General features: G+C 34.3%; 14 protein-coding genes. 5 read left to right on the top strand and 9 right to left on the bottom strand.

Features of this window, described 5'->3' with window-relative positions; translation table 11 throughout:
- Positions 1-114 precede the first annotated feature (114 nt).
- The 3 genes from A9G43_RS02140 to glnE all read left to right on the top strand — a co-directional run bounded on the left by A9G43_RS02140 (position 115) and on the right by glnE (position 6683).
- On the top strand, positions 115-1614 hold the full coding sequence (locus tag A9G43_RS02140) for a hypothetical protein (RefSeq protein WP_141673996.1): 1500 nt from the start codon (positions 115-117) through the stop codon (positions 1612-1614).
- 466 nt (positions 1615-2080) lie between these two features.
- Positions 2081-3040 (top strand): CYTH domain-containing protein, encoded by a 960-nt coding sequence (locus A9G43_RS02145; protein ID WP_065606237.1) that lies wholly within the window; start codon positions 2081-2083, stop codon positions 3038-3040.
- 799 nt (positions 3041-3839) lie between these two features.
- Entirely contained in the window at positions 3840-6683 is a 2844-nt protein-coding gene (gene glnE / locus A9G43_RS02150) for a bifunctional [glutamate--ammonia ligase]-adenylyl-L-tyrosine phosphorylase/[glutamate--ammonia-ligase] adenylyltransferase (protein ID WP_065606239.1), read from the top strand.
- Between the two features lie 54 nt (positions 6684-6737).
- Here glnE and ttcA read toward each other — a convergent pair whose 3' ends face one another.
- Positions 6738-7634 carry a tRNA 2-thiocytidine(32) synthetase TtcA gene (gene ttcA / locus A9G43_RS02155; RefSeq protein WP_065606241.1) on the bottom strand — a complete coding sequence of 299 codons (897 nt, stop codon included), beginning with the start codon at positions 7632-7634 and terminating at the stop codon, positions 6738-6740.
- A 14-nt stretch (positions 7635-7648) separates the two neighbouring features.
- Positions 7649-8221, bottom strand: a complete 573-nt coding sequence (gene yeiP / locus A9G43_RS02160) for an elongation factor P-like protein YeiP (protein ID WP_034911308.1) — start codon at positions 8219-8221, stop codon at positions 7649-7651.
- Between the two features lie 117 nt (positions 8222-8338).
- Here yeiP and A9G43_RS02165 point away from each other — a divergent pair, with 117 nt between their 5' ends.
- Positions 8339-8605 carry a YkgJ family cysteine cluster protein gene (locus A9G43_RS02165; protein WP_034911309.1) on the top strand — a complete coding sequence of 89 codons (267 nt, stop codon included), beginning with the start codon at positions 8339-8341 and terminating at the stop codon, positions 8603-8605.
- A gap of 203 nt (positions 8606-8808) precedes the next feature.
- On the top strand, positions 8809-10251 hold the full coding sequence (locus tag A9G43_RS02170) for an amino acid permease (RefSeq protein WP_065606243.1): 1443 nt from the start codon (positions 8809-8811) through the stop codon (positions 10249-10251).
- Positions 10252-10368: 117 nt separating this feature from the next.
- Here A9G43_RS02170 and infA read toward each other — a convergent pair whose 3' ends face one another.
- The 7 genes from infA to A9G43_RS02210 all read right to left on the bottom strand — a co-directional run.
- Positions 10369-10587, bottom strand: coding sequence for a translation initiation factor IF-1 (gene infA, locus A9G43_RS02175; protein ID WP_025315083.1), 219 nt, complete (start codon positions 10585-10587; stop codon positions 10369-10371).
- A 231-nt stretch (positions 10588-10818) separates the two neighbouring features.
- Complete coding sequence (gene nadD, locus A9G43_RS02180) at positions 10819-11472, bottom strand: nicotinate-nucleotide adenylyltransferase (RefSeq protein ID WP_065606244.1); 654 nt, start codon at positions 11470-11472, stop codon at positions 10819-10821.
- Entirely contained in the window at positions 11466-12470 is a 1005-nt protein-coding gene (holA, locus tag A9G43_RS02185; protein ID WP_065606245.1) for a DNA polymerase III subunit delta, read from the bottom strand. Before holA ends, nadD begins: the two co-directional genes overlap by 7 nt.
- 7 nt (positions 12471-12477) lie before the next feature.
- Positions 12478-12972 (bottom strand): LPS assembly lipoprotein LptE, encoded by a 495-nt coding sequence (lptE, locus tag A9G43_RS02190; protein ID WP_065606247.1) that lies wholly within the window; start codon positions 12970-12972, stop codon positions 12478-12480.
- A gap of 35 nt (positions 12973-13007) precedes the next feature.
- Positions 13008-15590, bottom strand: coding sequence for a leucine--tRNA ligase (gene leuS, locus A9G43_RS02195; RefSeq protein ID WP_065606249.1), 2583 nt, complete (start codon positions 15588-15590; stop codon positions 13008-13010).
- A 359-nt stretch (positions 15591-15949) separates the two neighbouring features.
- Complete coding sequence (locus A9G43_RS02200) at positions 15950-17263, bottom strand: sulfatase-like hydrolase/transferase (RefSeq protein WP_176701680.1); 1314 nt, start codon at positions 17261-17263, stop codon at positions 15950-15952.
- A gap of 1284 nt (positions 17264-18547) precedes the next feature.
- Positions 18548-18912, bottom strand: a 365-nt coding sequence (locus A9G43_RS02210; RefSeq protein WP_141673998.1) for an integrase core domain-containing protein, incomplete at its 5' end; no start/stop codon positions are given.

Consider the following 18912-nt stretch of genomic DNA (forward strand, 5'->3'; position numbering starts at 1 on the left):
TATCATAATAAAAAGTGTTGGTATTTCTGTACCCTAAACCTATTTAAGTTTGACTGCAATCAAAAACAGATTCCATTCTTATTTTTATCTTCAGGTCAAACGAAACCGCCAAGGTTGTCGCTAATTTTTAACTTGTTATCCAAATCATCTTTAACTTTTGTACCGCCACTGTTATTGCTCTATTCAGTAGATTTACAAGCATTGTCCACTCATACATCTCAGGTCATTCATGGCTCGTCGCCATATTTGACACTTGATGGTGGAGTTACCAAATTAGCTACAACTAATGACTTATTAAGTATTAAATTATCAAACGGTCAAGTTTTCAGTCCACAACATAATAACTCAGCGATGACTCCAATCCAGTTACCTAATGCCGGTGATACCCTTGTTAATATTGAAATGATAGTTCCCCCATCAACTAACTTGATAAGTACAAGTAGTTTAGTAACTCAAGGTAATTGGGGAGATGATGATGGAGATGGACAGGGAGCTAATAGTGTCACTGCGACAGGGAATATATCAGTATCGTTTACTGATAAAAATGGTAATGCCGTTAGTCGCAGTGATATATTAGATATTTGTAATGCACCTTATAGGATAACATTAAGTAGTACGGATGCTACTTTAGCAACAAAGTATGGTGTGCCAAATAGAATTACTTTTAGCGGAAATATGGTGTCATATTATATCAACCCAAATTCACAGCAACCTAAAGTTTGCTATGTAAGGCCTCGTTTGATATTTGGCGGTACTAATTTTGCTGGAGATAATCCTCGCTTTGCGGGTCCATCTAGCATATGGGATCCTACTAAAGGTTTTTTAACACAGTCAATTAATCCATCTTCTTATAGCCTTAATTTTCCCACTACGGGGGCTGATGGATTATATTTTGATTTGGATATAGGTGGGGTGGATGTAAGTCAATTGACGTGGTCTTCACAAACTCACGGAGGGATAACAGCAACAGTGAATTGGGTAAAACCTCGTTCAGACTCATTCACCATTCCATGCCGAAGTTGCACGGGCACTACTACATATGATGATTGGATTACAGATAAATCCAAAAACGTAACGCGAGTAACGTTAAATGGCCCTAGGGCGAATAATACCCAAATACAATCAAGTAATCCTAGTCTACTTACTGTGCCATCTTTGCCGCAACTATTTGTGTTGGAAGGGAAGAATAGTAGTGGTGTGGTTGTTAAATATGGATTTGAGCTAAAGCAGTGGTTTGTCCATCGGGGAGAGAAATATACTACTGTTCCTGAGCAAGCAACTTGGTGTAGTAGTTTGGGTTATCGTTTTTCGAAGATAAGAGATTTAAGCAATGCGAAATGTGGTGTGGATAATGCTTATTTTCCATGTATAAGCGACATAGATGGCTCCACACCGTCGTCCGGTAGTCTATATTACCAACGTCAAATAGGGGCAGGATTTTTAAGTGAGTGGAGTGATGTATCCTATTATGGTGATGTGGCAGGTTTTGGTCGTGGTGATATTTGGACGAATGATGCGGTATCAAATACAACTCACTTATATATTCACCGTAATGGTTATGTGGATCAGTGGGGCACCTTTGGAGGTGGCTATGCTGTTTGCACCGTACCTTAGTTTTTAACGTTTAGTTCTTAATTCTTTGTCTGTAGGGAGCTAATTGTGCAAATTGGAAAGTCAATCAACCAATAAGTGAAGCCCCTCAACATTAAGCCAAGTCAGTTAGGTTAGAGAAATGTTATTGTGGTTAACTACCTAAAAGTGTTATTCATTTCAAATAACTAACTTCATTTGTAGTAAAAAGTAATCAGAAAATTAATTGATTTTATTTGCCAGTTTTTAATAACAATTAATATTATAAAACCACCTAATATTTATATCATTTGTCTTATTTTGGTATCGAATAGCCAAAGTATGGATCATTAGTCAATCGCTAATTCCCCAATCTAAATATAACCACTATTTCTATTTTGAACACCCAAACCATAAACACCTATCCCTCCCTACTTTAATACATGTTTAAGTGTATTTCTTCAAATATTCAATATATGATATAGCAAAATAACCAATACAAAACAGAACAATGAGTAACGAAATCGAATTAAAATTTGAAATCAATACCAATGATATTGCCAGTTTAAAATATTATTTAGATCAATGGGCGGATTGTGACGAGGCCGAATTTTCGGCATCATTAGCATTATCATCAACAAAACGTAATGTTACTAAACAAAACTTGACCAATACTTATTACGATACTAGTGATTATTACCTGCGTAATCATGGTTGTGGGCTGCGTGTAAGAGGGTGTGATGATAATTTCGCAAAACGTTTTGAAATCACATTAAAGCGTGACAAAAAATCGATTGCGGGGTTGCATGAGCGTGCAGAATTTAATGTCGATTTACCTAATTCAGTCCCCGATTTAACCGTATTACCTTGCCATGCATTGCCAAATAGCTGTGATGTTGCTCAGCTACAACGGGATTTACAGCCTCTATTTACCACCAATTTTGAGCGGCAAGCGTGGTTAATTTCGTTTGCAAGTAGTGAAATTGAAGTTGCGTTAGATCAAGGGCAAATTAGTTCAAATAATCAATCTATTCCTTTTAAAGAAGTTGAACTTGAAATCAAGCAAGGCAATAAACACGATTTACTTAATTTTGCTATTGAGCTAAGTCGATTTAATTTGCATCTTTTTTCACAAAGCAAAGCTTCTAGAGGGTATCGTTTACTGAATAATTTGGCACTTAAAAAGTGCAATTATGCGCTTTCAAGTCAATGTGATTTGCCTAAATTGCTTGAGTTTTGGCAACAAAACGAAGAATATGCGTTAGAAGTGGATGATTTAGAATACTACAAGCAAACTTTAAATCAGGTAAATGATCAGTTAACCAATAAACCGCTTTCTAACGAGCTAGAGTTTGCTCAATGGCAAGCGACATTGTTGGTTATTAATTCTGTAAAAGAATTTGCTTTTAGTGAGATAAATACGAAGCTAAAACTAATGCTAATTGTTGCAATAAATAAAATTAACATATAAATATAAGGATATATAGATGAAAAAGTCATTTTTTAAATTATCTTTATCATTAGTTTTATTTTATTGGATATTTAATATTGTTTTTGTTATTACTTATAGCGTTAGATTTGATGATATATTTTTTTATATCGTCAGATATGACAACCCATCAGATTATTATAAAATTTATTAAGCAAATATTACTCAATTTCTTTTTACAGCTACCTAGCACACTTGTGCTATTTACGATTTCCGTATTGTTATTGAACAAATATAATATTAATCAAATCAATCAAAAAAATATTGTTAATAGTTTATATTTGCCGCATTAATTACATTAGGCGATATTGTTGGCCGATTGTATTGTTACACCTATATTTTATTACAGTTTTAAAAAAATCATTATTGCTATAGTTGGTTTAACTATATTTTTATCAATTGTGAATTTACATGGTTATTTTTTGTTAAGGTGATGTTTTACTGGTGTAACGGAAACTATCGCTTTTAAAAAGCTCGTTTTTAGTTCAATAGGTATTCTTCTATTAAATTGTTTATTATTGATCGTATTAGTAATTTTTAGTATTTCATTAATACGTTATTTTCAATATTGGAGAAGAATAAGTGACTTAAAAATAATAATGATTTGTTTTATGATGGTAGTAATTTTATTTATTTTAAGCTGTGTATTGGTGAGAATAGCGGTTAAACAACTATTTGGTAAAATGGATAAAAATTATCAAAATATTTAAGTCTAAATGTAATTATTTATTAGCTAGCACTGATTTTTATTATTGTTAATGAATTCTAAGAGAGCTTGCCTATGTCAGAATTTAACTCGTCGTTTTCTTCTTTGCTTGAACAACAAAAGCAAAAAGTCGCCCTTCAACTTGACCAATGCAATCTGGCTCAAGTGCAAGCTCACCTTGATATTTTGGTACAGAGTGACTTTTTGGTCGATGCGTTTTGTCGATTCCCTAATTGGTTTTCCGACATAATACAAAACCCACCGCGAGCCGATGAACGGCAATTTTATCAATCTTGGTTAGATGCGCAATTAACAGATGTGACCGATGAAGCTATTTTTATGAAAACGCTTAGGCTGTTTCGGCATTTTATGCTAGTGCGCCTTGAGTGGTCACAATTGGCGAAAATAAGTCATGATGAGCAGATTTTATTGCAATTGACCGAATTGGCCGAGGTGATTATTGTTACAGCTCGTAATTGGCTTTATGAGCTTAGTTGCAAAGAGTGGGGAACACCTTGTAATGCTCAAGGTCAGGGGCAGCCACTGCTGATTTTAGGTATGGGTAAATTGGGCGGTGGGGAGCTGAACTTTTCGTCCGATATTGATTTGATTTTTACTTATCCAGAGCATGGGCAAACAAAAGGTGGTCGGCGAGAATTAGATAATGCTGTCTTTTTTACTCGATTAGGCCAACGCTTAATTAAAGCGCTCGATCAAATTACCGAAGATGGTTTTGTGTATCGTGTGGATATGCGTTTGCGTCCGCTTGGTGATGGGGGGCCTTTAGTTCTGAGCTTTTCTTCTATGGAAGATTACTATCAAGAGCAAGGTCGAGATTGGGAACGTTATGCTATGGTTAAAGCCAAAGTTCTTGGTGATCAGCATGCTCCTTATGTAGGCGAACTGTATCAAATGTTGAAGCCTTTTGTTTATCGTCGCTATATTGATTTTAGTGTTTTACAATCATTGCGTAATATGAAAAGCATGATTGAACGTGAAGTGCGTCGTCGTGGTTTAAAAAATAACATTAAGCTTGGTGCTGGTGGGATTCGTGAAATAGAGTTTATTGTACAAGTTTTTCAGCTTATTCGTGGTGGAAGAGTAGTGGGGTTGCAAACTCGTTCGTTATTAAATGCGCTTAATGTGATTGAACAAGAATCGCTACTTGCATCGAATGAAGTATCGTTATTACGAGAAAATTACCTATTTTTACGCCGTTGTGAAAATCTTCTACAAGCTATTGCTGACGAACAGACCCAAACCTTGCCAGATAATGCACTGGAACAAGCCCGTTTAGCGACAAGCATGGGCTTTAATCATTGGCATGATTTTGAACAAGCGTTATTAGTACGAATGCAACATAATCGCCAAATTTTTAATGAACTTATTGGCGAAAACGAATCAAAATCTACTTCAACAACCAAGTCTTATAATGATCAATTTGATGATCTTTGGGTGCCAGATCTTCAAATCAGTGATGTCAGCGCAGTGCTACCCAATTATTCAGAAACACAAATCGCACAGATCCATCAAATGCTAATACAATTTCGTGATGATATTGGTAAACGTACAATTGGTGTAAGAGGGCGTGAAATACTCGATCAATTAATGCCACGTTTATTAGAATTTATCTGTAGTGAAAAGCAAGTAACAATCGTGTTATCAAGAATTTTGCCGTTACTTGTTAATATTGTTAGTCGTACCACTTATTTAGAACTGTTACTTGAATATCCAACTGCTTTGAAGCAATTGATTCGCTTATGTAGTGCTTCACCAATGATTAGCGATCAGCTGGCTCATTACCCTATATTGTTAGATGAGCTTATTGATATCAATTCGCTTTATCAAACTGTTGCTCCAAATGAATATAAAAGCCAGCTTTATCAATATTTATTGCGTATTGAAGTTGATGGCGAAGAACAACAACTTGAAGCTTTACGTCAATTTAAGCAGATGCAATTACTGCATATTGCCGCAGCTGATGTTGAGCATGTGTTAACTACTATGAAAGTTAGCGATCATCTAACTTATGTAGCCGAAGCTTTATTAGATTTTGTCGTACAAATGACATGGAATCAAATGATTGCTCGCTATGGCAAGCCTGAGCATTTGGCTGATAATCATAAAGGCTTGGTGGTAATTGGCTATGGTAAATTAGGCGGTTGTGAACTGGGTTATGGTTCGGATCTCGATCTGGTTTTTTTACATGATTGTCCTGTTAATAGCGTCACCGATGGTGACAAGCAGATCGATAGTCGTCAATTTTATTTGCGCCTTGTACAACGTATTATTCATTTATTTAATGTATGCACTAGCTTTGGTATTTTATATGAAGTTGATGTAAGACTTCGCCCTCAAGGTGATGCAGGGCTTCTTGCTTGTAGTTTAGATGCATTCGAAGATTACCAAATAAATGAGGCTTGGACATGGGAACACCAAGCTTTAGTACGAGCCAGAGCTGTATATGGTGAAGTCGAATTAATCGATCGTTTTAATCAAATTCGCCATAATGTACTTTGTAAAAAGCGTGATGAAGTTGTATTAAAGAAAGAAGTGCGTGAAATGCGTAAAAAAATGCGCTCACATTTAGGTAGCACTCAAGATAATTTATTCAATTTAAAAATTGATGAGGGCGGAATTGGTGATATTGAATTTTTATCACAATATTTGGTACTTAATTATGCTTACCAGCACCCTCAAATGACAAAATGGAGTGATAATGTGCGTATTTTAGAGCTAGCAACAAATTATCAAATTATTGATATTCACGAAGCAGAGCAACTAACGCAAGCTTATATTGATATGCGTAATAAAATCCATCAACTTGCATTGCAATTATTACCAAGTACGGTGGATAGCACGCAGTTTAAGCAAGAAACAGAAATAGTCAATCAAAGTTGGCAAAAGTGGCTGAAATAATAGTATTAAAAAACGCCGACTAGAACGGCGTTTTTAATATTTTAACAAGCTTAATTATTTAACTTCTTTCCATAAAATCAAATCTTGATTTTTAAGATCTGAACTATCAAAGCCTACAATCGGTTTGATATCTTCGCGGTCAAAAGCAATATCGCCACCATTAACGGCAAGATCACCTTTTTTAATTCCTTTGAAATCAAACAAATTGGTATCACACAGATGAGATAGGGTGATATTTTTTGTTGCACGAAACATGGTCTCAATACGCCCTGGATGTTTTTTATCCCATCCATTTAGCATCTCTTTAATCACTTGTCTTTGTAGATTTGGTTGTGAACCACAAAGATTGCAAGGAATAATCGGAAACTGTTTAATTTCAGCATATTTGGCGATATCCTTTTCTTTGCAATAAGCTAGTGGCCGGATAATGATATGTTCACCTGAATCATTCATTAGCTTTGGAGGCATTGCTTTGAGTTTGCCACCATAGAACATATTTAAAAATAGTGTTTCTAAAATATCATCACGATGATGGCCAAGGGCAATTTTTGTTGCACCAAGTTCGGTCGCTGTGCGATATAAAATGCCACGGCGTAGCCGTGAACAAAGCGAGCAAGTTGTTTTACCTTCAGGGATTTTATCCTTGACAATACCGTAGGTGTTTTCTTGCACAATTTTATATTCAATGCCTAACGAATTTAGATATTCAGGCAATACATGTTCAGGAAATCCCGGTTGTTTTTGATCTAGGTTAACCGCTATTAGATCAAAATGTACTGGTGCACTGATTTTTAAGTTAATAAGAATATCAAGCAAAGTATAACTATCTTTACCGCCAGACAAGCAAACCATAATACGATCGCCTTCTTCGATCATATTAAAGTCAGCGATTGCCTCGCTAGTTAAGCGACGCAATCGTTTATGTAGTTTATTTTGATTATATGTATTCATCACAATTTTATTTGTTATTCGGCACGGCTCATGTAACGACGTTCAGCAATATGAATTTTGACTTTTTCGTGGTTATCAATATATTCAGGAACCTGAATAACAAGCCCTGTTGATAAGGTGGCAGGCTTGGTTCGTGCACTTGCTGAAGCGCCTTTAATGCTTGGCGAGGTTTCAACAATATCAAGTTCAACAGTCTGTGGCAATTCCAAGGCAAGAACTTCACCATCAGCCATTAGTACTTGAATACCATTCATACCGCCTTCAGGGATAAACAATAATTCATCTTCAATTTGTTCTTTTTTGAAAATATAAGGGGTAAAATCTTCATTATCCATAAACACATATTCATCACCATCAATATACGAAAAACTAACAGGTCGACGGGATAGTTCAATTGTTTCGAGGATATCATCACCTTTAAAGCGTTCCTCAACTTTCCCACCATTTTTTACATCGGTAAAACGCATTTTATAAAGTGTACTGGCACCGCGTGCACTTGGACTTTGAACATCAATATCTTTAACAAGTAATAATTTACCATTATAGGTGACCGCGTCACCACGTTTTATTTCATTTGCTTTAGCCATAATATATATTCTTCATGATTAATAAAAAAGGTTAAAAAATTAGCTCGCTATTTTACCGCCAACTTGCTATTGTCACCATCAAAATTTATTAAATAAACTTAAAATAAAGGAAATACCATGACAGATTCACTCCAATGTCGAAAAAACTGTGGTGCCTGTTGTATTGCTCCTTCAATTTCATCAGCTATCCCTGATATGCCTAAGGGCAAACCAGCTGGTATTGCTTGTATTCATTTAGATAACAATTATCAATGTAAATTGTTTTTTCACCCATCAAGACCGACAGTTTGTGGTCGATTAAAACCTTGTATCAAAATGTGTGGTAATAACCGTTCGCAAGCATTGAATTATTTAACTCAATTAGAACAGCTAACTAAAGGTTAATTATTGTATATAGTTAACAAAACAGTTCGATTATTAGAATTATTTATCTCGCCATCATTTTTTTTTGATACACTTTCACTCATTTTATTTATCTGTAATGATTAATATAAGTTTTTAGCTGCCTACTTGGCTGTTAAATAATGTGGAGTATAAAAAGTTATGCTCCATAAGATTTACTCTCCTTAACAAAGAAGAATATTGATATGAAAAACAAATTAAAACGAGATTTGAAGGCGCGTCACTTAGCCATGATCGCCATTGGTGGTTCAATTGGCACTGGGCTATTTGTTGCCTCAGGAGCAACTGTTGCTCAGGCAGGTCCCGGTGGAGCTTTGCTTTCGTATGCCATTATAGGTGTAATGGTGTACTTTTTAATGACTAGCTTAGGGGAACTTGCTGCATATTTACCTGTTTCAGGCACCTTTGCAACTTATGGTTCACGTTATGTAGATGAAGCGTTTGGTTTTGCCATTGGCTGGAACTATTGGTATAACTGGGCAATTACGGTTGCGGTTGACCTAGTTGCCGCTCAGCTAGTTATTTCTTATTGGTTTGATGCCGGTTCTTATAGCTGGTTATGGAGTTTATTGTTTTTAAGTATCATCTTTTGTTTAAACTATATTTCAGTTAAAGGTTTTGGTGAAGCTGAATTTTGGTTTTCATTAATTAAAGTCGTCACCGTTATTGTTTTTATTATTGTTGGTTTATTAATGATTATTGGTATTTTCCATGGTGCAGAAGGTGCGGGCTGGCAAAATTGGACCATCAAAGAAGCGCCTTTTGCAGGTGGATTTTCATCAATGATTGGTGTAGCAATGGTAGTTGGATTTTCATTTCAAGGTACCGAATTAATTGGAATTGCAGCTGGTGAATCAAAAGATCCAGAAAAAAATATTCCTAAAGCAATGCGACAAGTCTTTTGGCGAATACTGTTATTTTATATCTTTGCGATTTTAGTCATCAGTTTAATTATTCCTTATACTGATCCTAATTTACTACGTAATGATGAAACCGATATAAGTGTTAGTCCATTTACCCTAGTATTTGAACATGCAGGATTATTATCAGCTGCGGCATTAATGAATGCAGTTATACTGACTTCAGTTTTATCTGCGGGTAACTCAGGACTTTATGCTTCGACCCGTATGCTTTATGCTCTTGCTAAAGAAGGTAAAGCACCTAAAATCTTTGCAAAATTATCATCATCAGGCGTACCTCGTGCAGCGTTGTTAGCAACGACATTTGTGGCTATGCTTTGCTTCTTAACGTCGATGTATAAAGATCAGGTTGTTTATTTGTGGTTGCTCAATATGTCCGGTATGACTGGTTTTATTGCTTGGTTAGGAATTGCAATTAGTCATTATCGTTTTAGAAAGGGTTACCTTATGCAAGGTCATGATGTTAATCAATTACCATATAAATCAAGCTGCTTCCCATTTGGCCCTGTTTTTGCTTTCGTATTATGTTTAATAATAACACTTGGCCAAAATTACGAAGCCTTCCTACAAGATACTATTGATTGGAATAGTGTAATTGCAACCTATATCGGTTTACCATTATTTTTAATGATTTACTTTGGCTATAAAATAGTTAAAAAAACAAGATGGGTTAAATACGATCAAATGAACTTTTCTAAAGATGATTAACTCACTAGCTTAGTTTGAATATCTCACTTCTCCGTCGACTTTTGTCGACGGTTTTTTTATTAAAAAAGAGAGAAATAAACAGTTATATAGCGATAACAGTTTATTCTGATAACGATATTAGCGACTTCGGAAGATGATGCGTGCTTTAGATAGATCGTAAGGTGTCATTTCAACAGTAACTTTATCACCAGTTAAAATACGAATATAGTTCTTCCGCATCTTACCAGAAATATGTGCAGTAACGACATGACCATTTTCAAGTTCAACACGAAACATCGTATTTGGAAGAGTATCAAGTATAGTTCCTTGCATTTCAATGTTATCTTCTTTTGCCATTGGGGCCTCTTAATAATAAGTACAAATTAAATATACTCAACCAACTTTCCTCGTCTAAGCATGCATATAATGCAAAGGTATAGCGTTGCGCTTTTATGTCACCTAGAAAGTATTTTATTCGATGACAAAGTAAAGTTAAATTAAGTATAAACACAAAAAGCTGAGTTTAAAATAAATAAACACAGCGGCGAAATAATGCCGAAAAAACTGTCAGATGTAAAGCCCTTTCTACTATTTCTTTGCAGTATAAAGGCCTTGCTGATGAATATAATGCCACACTTTGGGTGGTAACAAATTTTCACAACTGACTTGGTTGTTAATATTTTGCCTGATCTCAGTAGCTGAAATATCCTCAAGTGGTGTATGTGCAAAAAAGATATAACCATGTGGTGAATTGTGTAGATCTTTAATATTTGTGGTATTATGCACATCAATCCATTGTTGTAACTCAATGTTATCAGTTTTTTGGGCATAACCTGGTCTACGGCAAATTAGTAAATGGCAATAATCAAGCAACGTTTTCCATTTATTCCAAGTCGGTAAACTCAATAATGAATCTTGTCCCATAATAAATGCCAATCCTTCACTATTCCCATTTTCTTGTCGCCAGGCTTGAAGCGTTTCGATAGTATAAGAAGGACGTGTTGAAGTTTCAGGTAAGATCTCTCTTACATTCAACGCAAATAATGGTAAACCTTCGATAGCCAATTTTAACATTGCCAAGCGTTGTTCAGTACTCGCTTCTGGTTGTGGTTTATGAGGAGGGACATGATTAGGCAATAAACTAATTTGCTTTAATCCAACTTCATTTACTAACGAAATAGCAGGGCGAAGGTGTCCATAATGGATCGGATCAAAAGTTCCTCCTAATAATGCAGTTAACATTTATCTAATCCCATAAATTGCATCGATAAATTAAACATTGCGTCCCATATTCGTGCTTGGTTATTATGCTTTAAACTGATTTCGATCTCTGTCAATTTGGCTAATAAATTAAATAGGTCATTAATATCGCAACGGTTTAGATAACTGGTATATATCGTTCTTTTATTTTGCCAAACCTTATATTCATCAAAAACTTGTTTTAATGATTTTTGTTGCAATCCTTTTTTTAAATTGATCATCAATATCAATTCACGTTGAACAATCCGCAATAAAATTAACGGCTCAAATTCATTTATTTTTAACTGTTGTAAAATATGAATGGCTCGCTTTGTTTTATTGGCAATCATCGCATCAGTCCAATGATATGGTGTAAATATTGCCGAATCATTTATATTATTTTCGACTTCATCATAAGAAATGCTCTGATTAGGATACAACAACTTAAGTTGTGCAATAATTTGTGTTAATGCTAGTAAATTGCCTTCATAACAATAGCAAAGCAGTTCAATTGCCTTTGGTTCAATGGTCATTTGTTGTTGTTGCAAATGATTTTTAATCCATTGTGGCAACTGTAAAGTATCGGGTGTAGTGCAATTGACAACCACCAATTTATCAGATAACGCTTTATACCAAGTAGCATTTTCTTGCGATTTCGTAATTTTGTTAAGTGTAATAACCAGCGCAATACCAGGGGTTAAAACCTCACTTAGTGTATTGAGTTTGGTAGTGATAGCTGCGTTTAATGAACCCTCACCAAAATCAAGAAAAATTAGAGTATTTGCAGAAAATAGATTCATAGCCTGACAGCTATCATAAATCGCTGTCCAATCGGTTTGATAATCAATTACAAAAGTAAGTTGATCGTCAAATCCTTTTTGTAAAAAGGATTTGCGTAACTCAGTTTGCACATAATGCTGTAAATAGGGATCACTACCTAAAATTAAATAATAGGGTGACCCCACTTTATGGTTAATTTGATCGGCGCTAATTTTAATCATGTCAACGTTAATTTACTGTATGAATCGATTTTAATTTACGGATGACTTGTTTAGCCGCTTGTTTAAACATTTCGTTTTCAATCAAGTCTTGTTCAACCGTCTTAGCCAAAGCTTCAGCAGGATTATCAAAAAACGTTCTAAACACGCGTACGCTTATTGGATAAGTCTGTTGACCAGCAACAATAACTTGTGCTTCAACCGTTAACACTAATTGATATTCGGCAGCTTTACCATCTTGATAAATCGAGATGGTATTGCGACTTAGATTTTCACTTACCATTTTTAACAATGGTACCTGACCGGAAGTATTATTATTCGTTATTGTCACATCATTATCGTGTAATAACTCTTTAATATTGCGAGACAACCTGCCATAAGGGTCATAACTTATGTAAGACATCGTTTTAAAACTTTCTGGCACTTCTGTCTCATGTTGTAAGTGAAATCCACATCCTGTTAAGGATATTGTTAATAACATAATTAATGCTAAATATTTTTTCATATCAATAACCGCCTAAATTTAGTTATCAAACAATATTAACCAACAACAAGATTTAATAATTTACCCGGTACATAAATCACTTTACGGATAGCAACATCACTCAAATATTTTTGGATGTTAGGCTCTTGTTTTGCTTGTGACAAAACAAAATCTTGATCGGCATCGGCAGGTACAATAAATTTACCACGGACTTTGCCATTGATTTGTACGACAATGAGTTTCTCGTTCTCAACCATTGCCGATTGATCAGCAACAGGCCAAGTTGTATTATCAATCGGTTCGTTGTGACCTAAAGCTTGCCACATAACAAAACAAGCGTGAGGCATCATTGGGTAAAGTAATCGAACAATGGCATTTAAAGCTTCATTCATTAGAGCGAGATCTTGCTCAGTTTCTTGCGATGCTTTTTGTAAGCGATTTATAAATTCCATCACAGCGGCAATAGCGGTGTTAAACGTTTGTCGGCGGCCAATATCATCACTCACTTTCGCAATGGTTTTATGTAATTCACGACGCAATGATTTTTGTTCACTATCTAGAGCTTTAACGTCTAGTTTTGCCGCTACACCTTTTTGGGTATGCTCATAAACTAAACGCCATACACGTTTAATAAATCGGTTTGCACCTTCAACGCCAGATTCTTGCCATTCTAGTGTCATATCAGCAGGTGAAGCAAACATCATAAACAATCGAACGGTATCAGCACCATATTTTTCAACCATTTCTTGCGGATCGATACCATTATTTTTTGATTTTGACATTTTGGTCATACCGGCATGAACTAGCTCATTGCCATGACTATCGACAGCTTTAGCAATGCGACCCTTATCATCACGTTCAATATTGACTTCAGTTGGCGAAACCCAAATACGTTCATTTGTTGGGCTGGTATAATAAAATGCATCAGCTAATACCATACCTTGGCAAAGTAGACGTTTTGCAGGTTCATCTGACGATACTAAACCAAAATCACGCATTAATTTATGGAAAAATCTAAAATAAAGTAAATGCATAATGGCATGTTCAATACCACCAACATACTGATCAACAGGTAACCAGTAGTTTGCCGCCTTTTTGTCTAACATACTTTTGTCGTAGTTTGGACAAGTGTAACGAGCATAATACCAAGAAGATTCCATAAAAGTATCAAACGTATCGGTTTCACGTAGTGCAAGTTGACCGTTAACGGTTGTCTTAGCCCAGTTAGGATCTACTTTAATTGGACTGGTAATACCATTCATTTCAACATTTTCAGGTAAAATAACTGGTAATTGGTCTTCTGGTGTTGGTATGGTTGTACCATTTTCAAGCGTCACCATTGGGATTGGTGCACCCCAATAACGTTGACGTGAAACCCCCCAATCACGCAAACGGTAATTAACTTTACGTTTACCAATACCTAATGTAATTAACTTATCAGCAACAGCATTAAATGCTTGATCAAAATCAAGACCATCAAATTCGCCTGAATTAAATAACTTGCCATGTTCAGTATATGCTTTTTCAGAAAGATCTGGTGCGTTACCGTCTTGAGTTAAAATAACAGGATTAATTGGTAAGTTATATTTTGAAGCAAATTCATAATCACGTTCATCGTGCCCAGGCACAGCCATTACTGCACCTGTACCATATTCAATTAACACAAAATTAGCAATCCAAACAGGAACTTTTTTACCTGTTAAAGGATGGATAGCATAAAATCCTGTGGCAATACCTTTCTTTTCCATGGTTGCCATATCAGCTTCGGCTGTTTTGGTATTTTTGCATTCAGCAACAAATTCAGCAATTTTAGGATCGTTTTGAGCTGCTAATTGTGCAAGAGGGTGCTCTGCGGCAACAGAGACAAAACTAACACCCATTAATGTATCAGGACGAGTTGTATAGACGCGTAACTTATCAGCATAATTTTCAACAGCAAAATCAAACTCAACCCCTTCAGAACGACCAATCCAGTTACGTTGCATGGTTTTAACTTGTTCTGGCCAACTTTCAAGCGTATCCAAATCATTAAGTAGTTCTTCGGCATATTCGGTGATTTTAATAAACCATTGTGGGATTTCTTTGCGTTCAACAGGGGTACTACAACGCCAACAACAACCTTCAACCACTTGCTCATTAGCAAGTACGGTCTGATCATTTTGGCACCAGTTAACTGCCGATGTTTTTTTATAAACTAAGCCTTTTTCATATAACTTAGTAAAAAACCATTGTTCCCATTTATAATATTCAGGACGACAAGTAGTAACTTCACGATCCCAATCATAACCAAATCCTAAAAGTTGTAATTGCTTTTTCATATAAGCAATATTTTCATAGGTCCATTTTGCAGGTGCAGTATTGTTTTTAACTGCAGCACCTTCAGCAGGCAAACCAAACGCATCCCAACCGATTGGCTGTAGTACATTTTTACCATTTAAACGTTGGTAACGTGAAATGGTATCACCAATGGTGTAGTTACGAACATGACCAAGATGCAAACGCCCAGAAGGGTAAGGTAGCATCGATAAGCAGTAATATTTTTCTTTTGACGAATCTTCAGTAACGTGAAAGGTTTTATTTTCTTGCCAATGTTTTTGTACTATGGCTTCTATTTCATCTGGGCGATATTGTTCTTGCATGACGAATTAATGTCCTATCTATTATTGCTAATAAAAATATGTCACTAATTGTATTGGTTATTAACTCGTTTTACAAACGATATATGAGGTAAAATATTGATTTCTTATTGAGATAAATTAAATAATCACAATTGATTATAAAGAATATTATTTATTCAAATTTAAACAAATTATTTATAACATTTCTCTATAATTATGTTTTCTTCTATTAATTTTTTTAGGTTATGTCTTTAATAATTTAAAATATAGGCTAGTATGTAATGGCAAAACGGGGACATTTTATGCGCCCCCTTATAATATTGTTGTATAAAATCTATAATAGATTCCTATCAATTACTCAACATATAGTAAGCAATAAATTAATGCTTGTTAAGTAATTTTGAAAAAGGCATGACACTACTGTTTGGCATAAAAACTCGATCATTATTTTTTTCTTTGTCAAGGATAGCCAGATCAATCTCATACCCTAAAAGATTAGAAAGAATATATTTATTCATAAGCCCACTTAAATAACCATTTGGTCCACGAAATGATTCAATAAATTGGCAATTATATCGCTGATTGGTTGATATAAACATAAAAGGGATTAGAAATTGGTCAACGTTGTCACCTATACCATGCCCAACATTCACAATTTCGCCATGATCCGAAGTGTAAATAATGGTATAGTTGTTACTATATTTATTGATAACATCATATAATGATTTGATTGTACGGTCGGTGTGATGAATAGTTAGATCATATTCTTCGGCATCAGGTAAAGCTTGTTTATCTACTTCATCATAATTGTTATAAGGTTTATGACTACCATGCAAATGAACCAAAATAAATTTTTTAGACGAATTATCTTTTTGAAGAGTTTCTTCTAATAGCTGGCTTAAACTGATATCAAGAGTGGTATCAGAAAAAGAAATAACATCGTTTTTATGTGCAATAAAACCAAATTTAGTATTAAATGTACCTTGAATTTGTTGCGCAGCTGATGCTAACCAATAGGTTTTGTAATGATTAAACTTAGCCATTTCAATAATCGATTTATTATTGAATAAGTTATTATCGCTTTCGGGTACATTGAATGAAAGTGTCATTGGTATAGAATCCCGAGTGAAGGCTGCAACTGAGTGGCTATTTGGTATAATACATCCTCCATTTTGACTAAAAATATTGGTCATAAAAGGCGTAGTATGTTTATGATAACCATATGTGCTATAGCGGTTTACAAAAGAAGATTCGCCCATGATAAATATGATCAGATCGTTATCAGGTTTATTAGGTGGTAAAAGAACAGCTTCATTAAATTTTTCAATTTCATGGGTATCTGAATAGATATCTGTTGTAGTATAACTAAGCAAAATATAGGATAAATTAGCAACTACAGCAGGATAAAAGTTACGAATTACGCTAGCAGCAGATTTATAGAAGCCTTGCTTAAAATCATGCCTTAATGCTGTGTAATTTACTAGAAAATGAATAAGGGCGAGCAACGTAAATAGATAAATGCTTATGGGAATAAAAAGTCTGAATTTAATACGAACAAGTTTTTTAAGAATAAATAAAATAAGAAAAGCCACAATAAATGCAGGACCAGTTATGATTAAAACTTGTTTAGACATTGATAAGGCTTCGTAAGAATTTGTCTCGACAATGGAATCGAGTACTCCGTCTGATATCATTTCGCCATAAAAAATGAAATAGTTGATTTCGGATAAAAAAAGGAATAATAATGAAAAGCCAAAGGCAACAATAAGCTTATGACTGCTACAAATACAATTATGTATTATTATGATAAAAAATAAAGTTGTCGTTGTTGATATATAGAAAAAAACATTTCCTAAAATAGATTTGGCAGACATACTATAAATACTATTACTATAGTAATAAGACAAGACAGTGCAGATAAATGTATAAACCAATAACAGTAAAATTAAGGGAAGAATTCTTTTTGTCCTACATAATTTCATAAAATATATCCTCATCCTGTATTTGTGTATTTTTATTATAAGTGACACTTAATTTTGTCACTATTTATTATCATAAATCATTTTATTTCAAACTTCTAGTTTTAAAACGGTGTACCATCTTTGATGTTTTTTTATCGCTACATAAAATCCTTAAACTTTTATTTTTTATCTTTTGAATTGTTAAATTGTAGGAATTACTCGTGTTGTTTAAAGTAATTTGAGAAACTAATGTAATGAATATACATAAAAAACAAAACTAACCAATGACCTTATAAAACTGGTATTAATTAATGTAGCCTATCTAGTTGAAAAACATAATTAAGTTGATCATAATTTTTAAAAAATTATTTTTTAACATTTTGTAGAAGGGAAAAATATAGACATGAAATAGACAAAAAATCATGTGTTATATGTATTAACTTTTCATCTTGTTTTACCCATTTCTCACAGCTACCATATGTTGACAGACTCCCTTTCAGTTCTAAAATTTCAAATGTTTTACCTTTATAATAAGAACCAGATGTATCATCAATATTAGCCCAGTTTAGCATCGAGTCTTGAATGGTTATCTTATTATAATATTTAGATTTTTCTACAGTGAATTGATCAAAAAGATCAGTTTTTCCCTCCTCACTTAGCGGTTTTTTTCTAAAAAATTATCATTTTTAAACCAGACACTTGTTTTGAAAACTCTATTTTTGACTAACAGTTTTTTAGAAGAAGAGTCAACAAACCTATCTGTTTCAATATCAAGTTTTAAAGGTTCAACGTAAATAAATCTATCTATCTATCTATCTATCTATCTATCTTTATAACCTGTTAGTTTATTTATATCGATTTTATTATAAAAAATAGGAATATATTTAACTGTATCTATTTTAGGAAAATAATAACTTTTAGATGAGTGAAAATCTGGGTAATAAAGATAAATACCTTTCAAAACATACTGTTGATTTTGTAAATACCCCAAACTTAATACACAACTCACGTAGAAAATTAAGCTGCCTGTTTTAATGTTTTATACTTGATCGGCGTCATATTATTTAGTGCTTCATGAGGCCTTTCGGTGTTATAAATCGTTAACCATTCTTCGGTTATTCTCCTTGCTTGCGCTAGGTTGTTAAAAAGATATAAATCTAACACTTCAGTTCGATAAGTCCGATTAAATCGTTCAATGTAACCATTTTGATAAGGGCTACCGGGTTTGATGTAATCTATAGTTATACCATGTGTTTTTGCCCAATTAGTAAACGTGTTTCCGGTGAATTCTGGTCCATTATCGACTCGTATTTTTAATGGATACCCATTATATTCGGCCAGTTTATCTAAGTAACGGGTAATCCTTCCTGCTGGTAAGCTTA

It is taken from the genome of Gilliamella sp. Occ3-1 (genome assembly GCF_001690655.1).
In the GTDB taxonomy this organism is placed as follows: domain Bacteria; phylum Pseudomonadota; class Gammaproteobacteria; order Enterobacterales; family Orbaceae; genus Gilliamella; species Gilliamella apicola_P.

Excerpts from the sequence above, each read along its gene's own strand:
- A9G43_RS02145 (WP_065606237.1), top strand. The coding sequence starts at position 2,081 with ATGAGTAACGAAATCGAATTAAAATTTGAAATCAATACCAATGATATT.
- glnE (WP_065606239.1), top strand. The coding sequence starts at position 3,840 with ATGTCAGAATTTAACTCGTCGTTTTCTTCTTTGCTTGAACAACAAAAG.
- ttcA (WP_065606241.1), bottom strand. The coding sequence starts at position 7,634 with ATGAATACATATAATCAAAATAAACTACATAAACGATTGCGTCGCTTA.
- yeiP (WP_034911308.1), bottom strand. The coding sequence starts at position 8,221 with ATGGCTAAAGCAAATGAAATAAAACGTGGTGACGCGGTCACCTATAAT.
- A9G43_RS02165 (WP_034911309.1), top strand. The coding sequence starts at position 8,339 with ATGACAGATTCACTCCAATGTCGAAAAAACTGTGGTGCCTGTTGTATT.
- A9G43_RS02170 (WP_065606243.1), top strand. The coding sequence starts at position 8,809 with ATGAAAAACAAATTAAAACGAGATTTGAAGGCGCGTCACTTAGCCATG.
- infA (WP_025315083.1), bottom strand. The coding sequence starts at position 10,587 with ATGGCAAAAGAAGATAACATTGAAATGCAAGGAACTATACTTGATACT.
- nadD (WP_065606244.1), bottom strand. The coding sequence starts at position 11,472 with ATGTTAACTGCATTATTAGGAGGAACTTTTGATCCGATCCATTATGGA.
- holA (WP_065606245.1), bottom strand. The coding sequence starts at position 12,470 with ATGATTAAAATTAGCGCCGATCAAATTAACCATAAAGTGGGGTCACCC.
- lptE (WP_065606247.1), bottom strand. The coding sequence starts at position 12,972 with ATGAAAAAATATTTAGCATTAATTATGTTATTAACAATATCCTTAACA.
- leuS (WP_065606249.1), bottom strand. The coding sequence starts at position 15,590 with ATGCAAGAACAATATCGCCCAGATGAAATAGAAGCCATAGTACAAAAA.
- A9G43_RS02200 (WP_176701680.1), bottom strand. The coding sequence starts at position 17,263 with ATGATATCAGACGGAGTACTCGATTCCATTGTCGAGACAAATTCTTAC.